10 protein-coding genes are annotated in these 13,145 nt (G+C 68.5%); 7 read left to right on the forward strand and 3 right to left on the reverse strand.

Going from position 1 to position 13,145, the window contains the following annotated elements; genetic code table 11:
- Positions 1–318: 318 nt before the first annotated feature.
- Together MFF56_RS22610 and MFF56_RS22615 are read left to right on the forward strand one after the other, a co-directional pair.
- The gene (locus MFF56_RS22610) at positions 319–2,091 is read left to right on the forward strand and encodes a hypothetical protein (RefSeq protein ID WP_238231208.1); all 1,773 of its coding nucleotides are present in this window, start codon (positions 319–321) and stop codon (positions 2,089–2,091) included.
- Positions 2,088–2,585 carry a hypothetical protein gene (locus MFF56_RS22615; protein WP_238231209.1) on the forward strand — a complete coding sequence of 166 codons (498 nt, stop codon included), beginning with the start codon at positions 2,088–2,090 and terminating at the stop codon, positions 2,583–2,585. Before MFF56_RS22610 ends, MFF56_RS22615 begins: the two co-directional genes overlap by 4 nt.
- A gap of 578 nt (positions 2,586–3,163) precedes the next feature.
- Here MFF56_RS22615 and MFF56_RS22620 read toward each other — a convergent pair.
- From MFF56_RS22620 to MFF56_RS22630, 3 genes are read right to left on the reverse strand one after another with little or no spacing between them, the layout of a single operon-like run.
- Positions 3,164–5,332: a hypothetical protein gene (locus MFF56_RS22620; protein ID WP_238231211.1), complete on the reverse strand. Its 2,169-nt coding sequence runs from the start codon at positions 5,330–5,332 to the stop codon at positions 3,164–3,166.
- Positions 5,333–5,348: 16 nt separating this feature from the next.
- Entirely contained in the window at positions 5,349–8,009 is a 2,661-nt protein-coding gene (locus tag MFF56_RS22625) for a sensor histidine kinase (RefSeq protein ID WP_238231214.1), read from the reverse strand.
- Positions 8,006–9,178, reverse strand: a complete 1,173-nt coding sequence (locus tag MFF56_RS22630) for a TRM11 family methyltransferase (RefSeq protein WP_238231215.1) — start codon at positions 9,176–9,178, stop codon at positions 8,006–8,008. The genes MFF56_RS22625 and MFF56_RS22630 overlap by 4 nt, the downstream gene beginning before the upstream one ends.
- Before the next feature lie 460 nt (positions 9,179–9,638).
- On the opposite strand from MFF56_RS22630, the gene MFF56_RS22635 reads away from it, so the two are divergent.
- From MFF56_RS22635 to MFF56_RS22655, 5 genes are all read left to right on the forward strand, one after another.
- Positions 9,639–9,854: a hypothetical protein gene (locus MFF56_RS22635; protein WP_238231217.1), complete on the forward strand. Its 216-nt coding sequence runs from the start codon at positions 9,639–9,641 to the stop codon at positions 9,852–9,854.
- A gap of 75 nt (positions 9,855–9,929) precedes the next feature.
- Entirely contained in the window at positions 9,930–10,250 is a 321-nt protein-coding gene (locus MFF56_RS22640; protein ID WP_238231218.1) for a hypothetical protein, read from the forward strand.
- 386 nt (positions 10,251–10,636) lie between these two features.
- Positions 10,637–11,850, forward strand: a protein-coding gene (locus MFF56_RS22645) for an IS3 family transposase (RefSeq protein WP_238231220.1) whose coding sequence is annotated in 2 segments (ribosomal slippage) — positions 10,637–10,916 and positions 10,916–11,850 — 1,215 coding nt in all. Because the reading frame shifts where the segments join, the coding sequence is not laid out codon by codon here.
- A gap of 239 nt (positions 11,851–12,089) precedes the next feature.
- Positions 12,090–12,305, forward strand: a complete 216-nt coding sequence (locus MFF56_RS22650; protein WP_238231222.1) for a DUF7220 family protein — start codon at positions 12,090–12,092, stop codon at positions 12,303–12,305.
- Positions 12,305–12,886: a deoxynucleotide monophosphate kinase family protein gene (locus MFF56_RS22655; protein ID WP_238231224.1), complete on the forward strand. Its 582-nt coding sequence runs from the start codon at positions 12,305–12,307 to the stop codon at positions 12,884–12,886. Before MFF56_RS22650 ends, MFF56_RS22655 begins: the two co-directional genes overlap by 1 nt.
- The last annotated feature ends 259 nt before the right edge of the window (positions 12,887–13,145 follow it).

The following is a 13,145-nucleotide window of genomic DNA, read 5'->3' on the forward strand; positions in this document are numbered from 1 at the left end:
CCCCGGGTTGGTGGCAAAACCCGATATGGGCCTGAAAGGCACAGCGAAGCCCGCCTGGCCAGGGTGTTCGCTTATCCCCTGTGGGACACGGGCGCTAATCGAGGCAACGCGTAGACCCCGTTTCCGCGCCACCTACGGGCAAGTATTAAATTCCGGTCCTGGCGTTAATCATGGACGTTCGAGGGCCGTTGACCTTCTCGTAGTCGAGGTCAATCCTTGTCGTGCCCGTAGTCGGGCTGTCGCTCCTGAACATCCCCTAAACCCGGTCCTTGTCGGTGCAGAGGTGCCCCCGACGAGGTCCCCCAACCGGAGACCACCGTGACCACTCTTAACGAGATCCGGGGCCATGCCGTGCCCCCGGAGGCATGGCCCGCCCGCGCCATGCCATCCGAGACCCGCGACTTCACTGCCCTCGACTACCTCCGCTTCATCCATTCCGTCGGTAGCCACGGCGTCATCCGCATCGCTGCCCGGGTGAACATCGGCATCGGCCGGAAGGCGAAGTACGTGTTCCGCGAGCGCCGGTTCAGCGTGAAGCGCATCCGCGACGGGCACGCCTCGGTCGTGAGCGCCCTCAAGGCGCTCAGCTTCCATACCTTCTGCACGTTCCCCTACCCGAAGCCGGGCGGGGCCGTCCCAGAAGCGTCGGACGCCAACGTCACCTCGATCTGCGCCAACTGGATCGACCTCGACTACTACGGCGTCCAGGGCCTCGCGGGGCTGTCCAAGGACGACGTGCTCGACATCGTCCTACGCCGCTGCGAGGAGAAGGGCTGGCCGGCTCCGAGCTACGTCATGTCGTCCGGAAGGGGCATGCTCATCGTGTGGCTCTACGAGGTGGCGCCCCGCGAGGTCCTGCCCCGGTGGCGCGCCGTCCAGCGCACCCTGAACCGCGCGTTCGCGGACCTCGGTCACGACGCCACCGGGATGTCGCCGACGCACCTCTATCGGTACTCGGGCAGCTACAATCCCAATGCCAAGGCCCCGGCCTTTATGATGTGGCCGTACTACACCGCCGACGTCCGCCGGGGGACGTTCGACGAGCTCGCCGCCGCCGTCATGCCGATCTCGCGCCGCAAGGCGAAGTTGTTCGTCGTCGAGAAGCTCGACGGCATCGCCAAGCGGGCCGCTAAGCAGGCCGGGCGTGACCGGGCCCGGCGGGAGGAGGAGGTGGCCCCGACGACCGCCCCTGCCGCGCCGGCACGCAAGAAGCGAGAGCGGGTGGGCGGCCACCTGACCGGCCGCTCGTACTGGGGGGCCATTGCCGCCGACGTCGAGCGCCTGCGTGTCCACCGGTTCGACGGGAAGCGGATGGTCGAGGACACGGGCCGGTCCACGATGGCCTATGCGGCGACGATGGTGCAGGCCTGGGTCATGCCGGCGTGCGACCTCGACGGTTGGGTCCGCGACCAGGCGCATGCCTGGGGGCTCGACGAGGAGCAGGCCCTGGCCTGCACCAGCGGCGTCCGCAAGGCCGCCCGGGACGCTGCAAACGGCGAGCGCAAGTTCTGGCTGGGGAAGGAGATCGACCCCCGCTACCGGCCGGGGCCGAAGCGTCTGATCGAGCTCCTCAAGATCCAGCCGGCCGAGATGGGCGCCGCCGACCTGCGCATTCTGGTCACCGCCGAGCGGAAGCGGGACGTCGTCGCTGACCGCCAAGCCACCCTGCGCCGATCCCGGGGGGCCAGGTCCCGCACGGACCAGCAGGGCGCCCGGCTCGCCGTCGGGGCCGAGGCCCTACGCCTTCGCCGCGACGAGGGGCTTGACCGCCCCGCCATCGCCGCCCGGCTCGGCGTCACCACTCGCTACCTCGACACCGCCCTGCGTGACGCCAAGGCCGTCGAGGCCATCGGCACGGTCACGGCCCCAGACAAGCCGGTCAAGCCGCGCCGTTCACATGGTTCGTCACGGGGTACTTCACGCGTGAGGGGCGGAAATACCTCCGGCGAGGCGACCGTCGCGCTTGTGGCGCCCGAGGCGGAGGTCTATACTGGTGGCGTCACGGTGAAGGGCACCTACCTCCCCGACAACGCCCGCTGCGCGCCTTATGGCCCGGCGGGCGTTTCTGTTCCCGAGAAGGTGTCGGCATGACCCGCGCCCTCGTCATCAACTACGTCAGCGACGACCTCCTTCGCCATCGCGCCCTCCAGGCTGCACGCAAGCGAGCCCTTGAGGCCTGGTACGGCGGCGCCCGTCCCGTGAACCCGCACGGTCGCCGTCCGTACCGCTACGGGCGCGTGGTCTACCTGACGGAGAACCACGCGCCGCTCCCGGCCCCGCCGGCTGCGGCCGCCGGCCAGGCTGCCCTTCGCGCGATCTTGAAAGGGTGGCGCGGCGACGGCGAGTACGCCGCCCTGGGGGCCTGGGACGACGAACGGGGTGGCGCCTCGCGTCGCGCCCTCGTCTCGGCCGGGCAACTGCTCGCTGGCGAGCCGGACGACGACGCCCGGGAGCGGGCGGACAGCCTCGTGATCCTTGCGCTCGGGCCGCCCGGCAAGGACCTTGACGGGGCGCGCGAGCGGCTGCTGGCCCTGCCGGCGCCCGCGCCATGGTCGTGGGAGGCCGCGGCCCGCTACTGGGGCTGACGCGCCCCGGGGACGGGCTACCAAGGTTAGGCGGTCCCGTCCTCTCGACGTCTGCATGGTTTCGACCGCGCAAAGCGACGCGGACGTGCACGATCCTGTTGCGCTCCCCTATGCGACTCCGGATCGCGCGCGCAGCGTTACTGCATGGAACAAACCGCCGCCCTGGGCGTTAGTTTGGACCTCAGTCTGGACGACCCGCGCAAGCGCCGCTCGCCGTCGAGCCTGAGCGCGTGAGCCGCGATGGCGAATGTCATCGCCATCGTCTAGCGCATGACCACCGAGCAGATCCGCGTGACCCTCGGCGGCAGCATGGGCAATGTCGGCCACAGCTCCGCCGGGACCTCAGCGACATCAAGAGCCGCTGCCCGGACCGCCTGCGCCGGTTGGGCTTCGAGTGCCTGTTCTGGTTCTGCGACTGCCTCGGGCAGGACCCGAGCCTCGCCATGCAGGGCCTCATCCTCCCCAAGGCTGGACGGCCGGAGTCGCGCCGCCCGAACCTAGTCCGGGGCGGGGGACGCATCCCCTCCAGCCCGGAGTGGCCGCGCCGGGTGCCTGTAGGCTGCCGAGTTCGGCGGTTCCTAAACCTCAGCGGGGGCCTCGCCCCCGCTGCTGGCGGCTGGGGCTGGGGCTGGGCTTAGTGCCGGCAACGCCACCGCCGTCGGACCCGCTGGCTTGGCCGCCGCGGCGGGCGCGGCCCCACCGCCCGTCAGGACGAAATCGATCTCGAACGCGTTGCGCCCGACGGATGCCAGGTAGTTCGAGAGGATGTCGGCCGCGAAGGGCTCGCGGATGCGGCCACAGCGGATCAGGCGCCACGTGACCCGCGCGGGAACGTGCGGCGGCCGTCCCTTCGCGGCCTTGGCAGGCTCGAAGCCGCCGACGGCGACGTTCTTGAAATCGTCCGGGGACGCGACGGCAAGTAGCAGGCGCCGCGCGACGGCGCCGTGCGTGGATGCCTGGTCCTTATAGGCATCGCGAAGCCGTTCGATGGCGGCTTCCATTTCGGCGCGCAGGTCCGCCGGCGGCTCGGCGGGGGACGCCTCGACCGAAGCGGGCCCGTCAAGGGCGGACGCCGCGTCCGGCGTCGCGGGCGGCGGTTCCACCGGCGGGGCGGCGGGAGCGCCCGGAACGGCATCCCCGGCGTTCGCGGCGAGAACCGCGAAGGCGGCCTCGGGCACGGGCGCGGCGACTGGCCTGGGGCGTGCCGCAGCCTTCGCCGCGGCGACCGCGGCCGCCGCCCGGGCCGCCTTGTCCTCGCAGGCCGCGACGTAGTCCGACAGCCAGCCGGTCCGCTCCCCGTAGATGCGGACCTGCCCCGGAAGGAGCCCGGCCGGGCAGGCCTGCCCCTTGTCGAAGCGAACCGCGCCGTCGCTGCGGAAGGAGGCGAGATCCATGATCGAGAGGTCCACGGTCGCCGGGTTACGCAGGTCGACGACCGGAGTGACCCCGTCCAGGGTGCACTGCAGGACGTATTGCTTGGCGCCGGTCTTCTCCTCGCCCGGCTTGGGCGGTGCCTTCAGCGGCAGCAGGATGCCGGTGCGCGCTCCGCGCTTCCCGTTCGGACGCAGCCCGATCTCGCAGGCCTGCCCGATCAGCACGAAGCGCTTCCTGGCCATTTGCTTGTTGGAGAACTCGGAGAGATCGAGCTCGAAGACGTCGCCCGACGCGATGGGCGCGAAGGAGGCATTGATGAGATCGGCCTCCTCCCACGTCTCGGCGTTGCGGAATGCGACCAGGTCTTCGTCGGGGGGAGCCTCTACGGGAGCGAGCTTGATGCCGCGCAGCGCGCGCAGGCGTTCGCTGCTCGCGCGGACAGTCTCGTCGGTCGCGAACATGCTGCGCATCTTCTGGGCCATGTGGGCCGTGAGGGTTCTCTCAAGCACGTGAAGCTCGGAGACGCCTTCCTCGTATCCCCGCTCGACGACGTGAGCGTCGAGCCTTTCCGGAGGGATGCGGAGCAACCTGCCGCGGGCGTCCTCGAACCATCTCGGCACCTGCGGTGCGGCCTTCGTCAGGACCTCGTGGACGCCGCGACGCAGGCCCGCCCGCTTGATGGCGACCCGGAACGCCTCCTCCATGACCTCCGTGTCTGGATCCCTGCCCGCGAGCCGCTGCTTGGAGATCACGCACAGGGGGATGTCCTCGTCGGGCTCCAGCCCCATCCTCAGCTCGACCTCGGTCTTGCCCTCGTTGGCGATGACGGTCTCGTGCGTGAGGATGAACGCCGTGCCCCGGGAGCCCTCGGTGGCCAGGACCTTGAGGATGTCCATGCCGCGCGTGACGAGCGAGCGCGTGCCCCGGCTTTCCTTGAGGTCGACGATATAGCTGACGTTCCCGTCGCCTTCTCTGACGGTGTCCCGGATCTTTTGCTCGACGCCGTCGAAGGTCCACCGGTCCTTGTCGGCGATGGCTAGGAGGGAGCAGGCGCGTTCCACGGCTGCGGTCGAGAGCTCGTCGACCGGGAATCCCTCGACCGCCTTCTCGACGTCGAAGAAGATGGCCTTCACCTCGTCCCGGCGGTCTTCGCGCATGTCCGTCAGCGCCTGCACCAAGCGCCCCTCGGTCGCCTCGGGCTCAAACTCGTCCCGTTCGAGCAGGTCAGCGAATTCCGGGACGCCGGAGACCTTAACCTTCTCAAGGTTGGCGATGAACATCGTCGCGAGCTGCGCCGGCGTGTCGTTGAAATGGTCATCGATCCAGATGACGCGGGTGCCGCCGAGGCAATGGAGTGCTGCTTCAAGCTTCATCGGTCGCTACGCGGGCTCATTGCGGCTGGGCGAGTACGGCGGTCAGGTCCACCTCGAACCGGTACCGGCGTCCGAGGTGGTTGAGGTCGTCCAGCAGGTCGACGGTGCACCCGTCGAGGGCGAGGAGCTGGCGGACGATGAAAAGCCCGATGCCCTGGCCGCCGGGCGATTGCCCCTCCGGCGCGGCGGGTCGCCCGGATACGAAGATCTCGAACAGACGCTCCTCGACGGCGGGATCGACCCCCGGTCCCGTATCTGACACGATGAACCCCCCGTCGGTGACGTCGATGCGGACCTCCTTGGCGGGCAGACCCTCGCCCGTGATGCCCCCGCGCCTCAACCAGTAAACGCTGTTGCGCACGAGATTATCGAGCACCTGCAGGAGGCGGGACCGGTTGGCGCGCACAATTGCGGCCCCGGGCATCTCGTCCACGACGGCGACGATCCCGGCGTGCTCGAAGGATATCGCCCGGTTCTCCACGTACTCCCGAACGAAATCCGCGACGGCGAAGGTTTCCCGAAGCGTCCGGGAGCGGGGCAGCATGGGGTCGATCAGGGAGGCCGCATTGGCGATGGCCCCGCACGAGCCGCGGATGGACCGCAGGTGCGGGAGCATGGCGGCCTCGTTGCCGGATTTCCGGGCGGCGTCCTGGATGGCCTTGGACCGTTGCTGGATCTCCGCCAAGTGCGTCCGGAGCTCATGCGCGAGACCGCGCGCGCTCAACCCGACGGCGGCGCTCTCGTATAGAGCCGTGACCTGGGCGTCCTTGTCGGAGATCTCGCGGCGCAGGAAGTCCACGGCGTCGGCGGGTTCGACCTGCGGGTCGAGCTTGCTCCGGACCGCGTCAACCGCGTCGCGTGCGGTCTTGGCCAGTTCGACGGCCCGCCAGGCGGTCCGGCCGGCGTCACCGCTGTCGATGACCTCCCGTTCGAGCGCCTCGATGTCGCTCCGCAGGTCCGTGACCGTCTTGTCGGCCAGGGACCTAGCGTCGCGTGCGGTCTGCATGCTGCGCTCGACGATGCGCATCGGGTTGCCGGGCCGTGCGAGTTCCTCGCGCCCGGTTTCCTGGAGCTTGCGGGCGTATTCGTCGAGCGAGCGCCGCACGTTGTCCATCGCGTCGCTGGAGAACTTGCGGCATTGGCGGGCGATCTGGAGGAACCCGCGGTAGGGCGCGTCCTCGACGAAGCCCTCGCGGTCGGACTTCTCGGTCAACCCCGCGTTGAACTCGCCGCTCAGCGCGAAATAGCCGATGGTGTTGTCCGTTCTGAGCCCGTAGGTGCTGCCGGAGGTCATTTCCGCAGACAGGCCGAGCCAATCGCCCGGCGAGCGGACGCGGAACCCGTCGCGAAGCACGGCGATGCCGGTCAATCCCTTGATCAGGTCGGAGGAGATGCCGATGCCGGCCGCGGCCGACTTGTCCGCCTCGTCCTGACGCTGGAGATGGAAGTAGTAGAACGAGCCGGTGAATGGGCCAGGGTCCTCGATCTTGCCCTCGTTGTCCATCAGCATGGCGGACCAGGGGAAGCGCCGTTCGAGCTCCACATACCAGGGGCCGGTGTCCGAGACGTCCTTGCGCGTATAGCCCTTGAGCTTCTTCGGCGAGAGCAGGAGGTCGCGGAATCCTTTGCCGCCGTCGCGGCCGAAGACTAGCGCAGTCTTCTCCCGTTGCTGTTTCGAGCGCTCGCCGGCGATCAGGCGCTTGCGCATGTAGGCGGTGGCAACGAGCTCCATGTCGCCCTGCCCGTCCGCCTCCCACCGGAAGTCGAACTTCGCGATGGCCCTGTCGAGGATCTCGTTCGTCACCGAGACCAGGGAGCGGTCGCGGCCGTCGAGCTGGATCGACACCGGGAACGTCGACGTGACCTCGAACGGCGAGACGAGCTTCGCAAGGCTCGCCGTGATCTCGTCGATCCGCCGCGGACGGCGCCATTCGGGCAGGTCCTTCAGCCCGAGGACGGTGACCTTCGTCCCCTTGAAACCCTCGGCGTTCGGCCTGCTGCCGAACTGGACGGGGATCTGGTCGACCGTGACGGACCGCTCGCAATCGGCCCAGCGGAACCGGGCGACGGCGATGTCGTCGCCCGTAGACTTGGCGGTCTCCACGAGAAGGATGTCGCCGATCTTCATGGTGCCGAGGCGCCCGAGCCCCTTGTCACCGAGCGGCGTACGGTTCTGGAGGGTCGTCTTCCGCTTGGGCTGGCCCGGCAGGCCTCGCTTGACCGACCCGCTGACGACCAGCCAGGAAGACCGGAGCTGGTCCTGCGTCATGCCCTCGCCGCGGTCGGTGATGGTCATGCGCCCAGTGTAGGACAGGCGGCGCTCGCACATCGGCTCGGGCGTCTCGTCCTCGGGCTCCTCGTCCCCGTCGCGTTCGTCGGCTGGCGGCAAGGGTACGATCTCGACCTGGACGCTTTCCGCCGCCGCATCGAAGCGAGCCAGCCTGGAAACGGGCCCGACCTCGACCAGCGTACCAGTTTCCTGCGTCGCCACCTCGATGCCGCAGCCCTTCGCGTCGGCGTCGTACGCGTTCTTGACGCATTCCAGGATCGCCTGCTCGACGTCCGTTACCAGCTCGCTGCCCAATTGGATCAGCACGTGCGCGCCGACTCGGAGCTGGGCCCCGCCTACGGGGTGCGCGACCTCGCCGGAACTGCCCGGTACCATCTGGTCGCTCACGCGAACTCCACGACCAGCGTCGTCTCCGTGTTAATCAGGCTTCCCATACTGTTGCGGGTCGGCATCCGTTTCCCGGGCAGGCGACGCCGCAGGCCGGCGACGGGCTTGCCCCCGAGATAGCACATGATGTCCCGGCAGATCTCGTCCAGCGCGACGGGCATTCCGTGGGCGGTGCGGTTCCCGGTGGTGATCACCCAATGGGCGGCGCCGGGAGTGGTCGCACGAACCTGCGCGAAGGCGTCGAAGAGGTCGGCGACAAAATTCGAGACCTTGCGCAGGCCGCGGCCCTTCCCAGCGGAATGGGCGCTGGCGACGAGGCGGTCGAGGGTGGGCGAGATGCCGACGATGCGCTCGCCGTTGGCCTTGGCGGTCTTGAGGGATCCGCCGAGGCTCGCGGTGTCGAGCGCGAATGTGTTGCTCCGAAGGGTGTCGCTTCCCTTGAGGTCCTCGGCCGGTATCCAACGGACCGCGAGGTAGGAGAACTGCCCGTAGGGAATCGTCGTCTGGTTGTCGCCGTAGGGCGGCGAGGTGACAAGGATACGGTGACGGTCGTCCTTCGTGCCGATGTCGGCCCGGCGTACGTCGTCGCACAGGATACGGATATCCGGGTCGCTCTCGGGGCGGCCGGCGATGAGGGCCTGATAGTCGCGCACTCGTTGCAAGGTTTGCCGGAGCGCGCCCTCGAAGTTCGCGACGATGCGCTCCGGGTCGACCCGGTCGCCCTCGGGCCGCATGTGCAGCTTGTAGGTGCTCGTCCGGCTATTCGAGGAGACCCTGATGGTCTCCGCGAAGACCGTCCACATTACCTTGCGCGCCGGCTGGTCGGGAACCGCGAGGATCGAGCGGCGCAGGCGCGAGAGGCACCGGGCCGCCGGCTCGTCGAACCACTTCGAGAGCCATGGGAAGTCGACGTCGACGGTCTCGACGATGTCGCTGCGCAGCGCCTGGATCGTAGTGACGGCCGCGCGCTCGACGTTGGCGCCGGCGTCGATGGCTGCCTTAGCCTCGCAGGTGAGGACGGCGAGAGGGTTGATGTCGACGCCGGTGAAGTCGAGCCCGCGCAGGAGGGCCTCGGTCATGATGGTCCCGGAGCCCACGAAGGGGTCCACGACCCGGGAGCCGCCGGTGCCGACCTCGTCGAGGATGGCGTCGATGATGTCACCTTGCATGCACGGGACCATCATCGCGGGATAGCGCAACATGCCGTGAAGGTTGGGACGGGCACTGCCGCCGACCGCGGCCCACGCCGCCGGCTGATTGTCCTCCATGGTCCGGAGGCGATCCCCCAACGTTGCCGCCACGATTCGGTGTCTTTCCACGCTGCCCCAGGGCGGGAATGCCAAGCATCCGCCCTGGAGCGCATTGTACGGTCAAGGTGGAAAAACACCAGGTGGTTTCGCAGCCTTTCCCTGCTGTTCACCCACGGCGGGAACTTTTCTACGTTCACCTCGTTGGCCGCTCCCCGATGAGGGCCGCGCGTGTGGCCTTTGTCCTTCATGTGTAAGAAATTTGATGACACCGGAGATGGTCGGCATCCTTGCGGCCCGCTTGAACGGCGGCCGAGAGCGGGGCGCACCCGCCGCGCTGGCGCGTGCGATGGGAGTGCCGGTCAAGACGGCGCGGGCCTAGATGGCCGGGGTCGATGACGAGGGGAACCATCGCCGGCTGTCGAGCACGGCCCGTCGGCTGTTGACCCTGCTCACCCTTCTGGAGGCGGGGGGCATGCTGACGGAGGACTTCCCGAAGTCGGTTGAGACCTTCAAGGAAATTCTCGAAGGACCGCCCGGGCGCCTGCGGGCTTTGCTGGACCAACTCGAAACCGTGGGTGACGAAGAGGAGGAGTGACGGGCGGGCGTCGAGCCGCCTTCGACGTGGAACGACCGATTTTCCGGCAGCAGCGAAGCCTTAAATGGAGGGCACATGGCCAAGGCAGTCAAGAAAGCGAAGCCCAAGGAAGAATTCCGGGATTACGGCGCTGAGTTCAACAGGGCCGTCGGCGACAATATCCGGGGCGTCATGCGCAAGTTGGAGAAAGCCGGCCTCTCCGTCCGCAAGCCGCCTCACCTGACCACCCTGTTCATCCGGCGTCCGCTATCCATCACCTGGGACGAGTTCAAGGACATCATCCGCTCCGTTCTCCAGCCCCGGATCAGTGGTGTCTTCCTGACCAGTTCCACCGGCCGCATGTTCGTCTGCAGCAACAAGGGCAACAGGCCCGGCCGCTTCGAGCGCTGGGCGTAGGCAATGCTCGCGTGGGTCGGTCCCGTCTATCCAAATGGGCCGAGGCCGGCCGCGCGCCGAAGCTGCCGAACCCATGGCGGAAGCCGGCTTGGTGGAGTCCCTAATCTTTTGTCCAGCACGAGACCTCGCGGTCGACGCATTTGCAGACATAAACGTCCACCGACCATTGCTTCCCGTCATTGGACGCCAAGGCTCAATCCGGGGCAGCGGCCAAGGTGTGAAAGCAATCAAGGAGGTTTGCGACCTCCTCTCTTGAAAGCTGACGCCAACCCTGCTGCCTGAACTCCTCGGGAGTTTTGGGCGTCACACTGTCGTCCATGATGTGGGATTGGGATTGCCCCGGTTCGGTGGACACTGAGAACGCTTTCGCGTGAGGTGTTTTCCCGATGCCCAAGACCCGTCCCGCATACCCCGCCGAGTTCCGCCGGCAGATGGTCGATCTGGTCCGTGCCGGCCGCGATCCCACCGACCTCGCTCGCGAGTTCGAGCCCGCACGCCAGACCATTCAGAACTGGGTCGCTGAAGCTGATCGCAGTGAAGGTCGACGGGAGGCCAAGCCGCCACCCGCCGATCCTGGCCTGACAGCGACCGAGCGTGACGAGCTCGCCCGGCTCCGGCGGGAGGTCCGGCAGTTGAAGCTTGAGCGCGATATCCTCTCTCGCGCGACGGCCTGGTTTGCGCGGGAGACCGGGGTTCTGCCATCGGGGTCTTCCGGTTCATGAGCGCCAACCGGGCCGACTTCCCCATCGCCGTCATGGCCCGCACGCTCGGCGTATCGAAGGCCGGATACTATGCTTGGATCGGTCGGCCCACCTCGATGCGGAAGGTGGCCGATGCCGCGCTGCTGAAGCGGATCCGCACCGTGCACCTCGGCTCGCATGAGACCTATGGCGCGCCGCGCGTCCAAGCCGATCTTCGGATGCAAGGTGAGCGGCACTCCCGCAAACGGATCGCTCGGTTGATGCGGGAAGCCGGCCTCGTCGGGGCATGCCACCGGCGCGGCGGCCCCGTCACGACGCGGCGGGATCGGGAGGTGAGGCCCGCCCCCGATCTCGTCGACCGCATGTTCTCGGCCGAGGCGCCGAACCGGCTCTGGGTAGCTGATATCACCTATGTGCCGACGGCTTCTGGTTTCCTCTACCTCGCCGTGGTGCTCGACGCCTTCAGCCGCCGGATCGTCGGGTGGGCCATGGCCCATCACCTCCGCTCGGAGCTGGTACTGGATGCCTTGGAGATGGCCGTCACGCAGCGACGACCGCACGAGGTGATCCACCACTCGGACCAGGGGTCGCAATACACCTCGCTGGCCTTCGGCAACCGCTGCCGGGAGGCGGGGGTGCGCCCCTCGATGGGCTCGGTCGGCGACGCCTATGACAACGCCATGGCCGAGAGCTTCTTCTCGACCCTCGAATGCGAGTTGCTCGCTCGCCGCCGCTTCCGCTCTCAGGCCGAGGCCCGGATGGCGGTGTTCAGCTACATCGAAGGCTTCTACAATCCGCTGCGCCACCACTCGGCGCTCGGCTATTGCTCACCCATTGCGTTCGAGCAGGAAACCAAAAAAGCCACGTCCAGCCCGACCTTGATCAAGCAAGCCCCCTAACCGTCCACCGAACCGGGGCAATCCCAGTGCGCGGGGCGTCGGCGTGCCTAAGCCGGCATGCGCAGGATGCCTTGGCTGCCGGCGTGGATCTCGGCGCCGGCACGTCCCAAGCCGCGACCTCGACCCTTTCGGACGGCTGCCTCGAAGGTGCGGTTGTTGGCCCGTCGGGGGCGGAGCTTGGCGGCGTGGGTTTCCCCGGTCTGGTGGGCGTGGCTCATCCCGGCGAGGGAGCCGGTCGCGTGAGCCAGTCCCGCCGCATGTCGCTGGCCGAGACCGTCGCGAACACGGGCAGCGGGATGCTGATCTCGTGGCTGATCGGCCTCGTCGTCTACCCCGCCTTCGGCTTCCCCGTCGGCGCCGGCCAGGCCCTCGCCCTGACCGCGATCTTCACCGTCGTCAGCGTGGCCCGGGGCTACGCCTGGCGCCGCGCCTTCGAGCGCTTCCGGAGGTCCTGATGTTCCTGCCCCGCCTGATCGGCGTCGTCGGCCTGGCCGGCGCCGGGAAGAGCACCCTCGCCGGCATCCTGCAGCGCGAGCACGGCTACGAGCGCCAACGCCTCGCCGCGCCCCTCAAGGGCATGACGGCGGCGTTCCTGCGCTCGGCCGGCCTGCCCGAGGCGGAGGTCCTCGACCGCGTCGACGGCGGCCGGAAGGAGGAGGAGATCCCCGGCTTCGGCTGCACCACCCGGCACGTCATGCAGACCATCGGGACCGAGTGGGGCCGCAAGTGCGTCGGCGGCGACGTCTGGCTCCGGCTCGCCCGGGCCCAGGTCGAGCGGGCCTGGGGCGAGGGCAAGCGCGTGGTCGTCGACGACGTCCGGTTCCTGAACGAGGCCGACGCCATCGAGGCGATGGGCGGGTTCCTCATCCGCGTCGACCGCCCCGGGCTCGTCGCCGGGTCGCACCCGTCCGAGCAGGAACAGGCCCGGATCGTGGCCCATTGGACCGTCCGAAACGAGGGCGACCTGATCGACCTGGAGACGGCGTTGACCTCGGCCTTCGTCTTCGCCCGGCACACGGCCGGCATCGCCGCTTAGCGAACCCCCAACGGCGGACGCCATTTCAACAACGCCTTCGCCCACGCCCTGTTGGTGAAATCGTTGGGGGCTACGGCGAAGTTGTCGCAGGCCGGCCGACGACGAATGTCACTGTCGGTGCGATTTCGCTGTTGTGGGTTTCCCCCCGCACACGCGGGATGCCGCCGTGATGCTCAGCGGTGCTCACCAGGGGCCGCGGCGTGCCCACGGCGGCCCATCCCGCGACCGCCAGGCCGATGGCGCACAGGGCCCATGTCGT

It is taken from the genome of Methylobacterium hispanicum (assembly GCF_022179285.1).
Lineage (GTDB): Bacteria > Pseudomonadota > Alphaproteobacteria > Rhizobiales > Beijerinckiaceae > Methylobacterium > Methylobacterium hispanicum.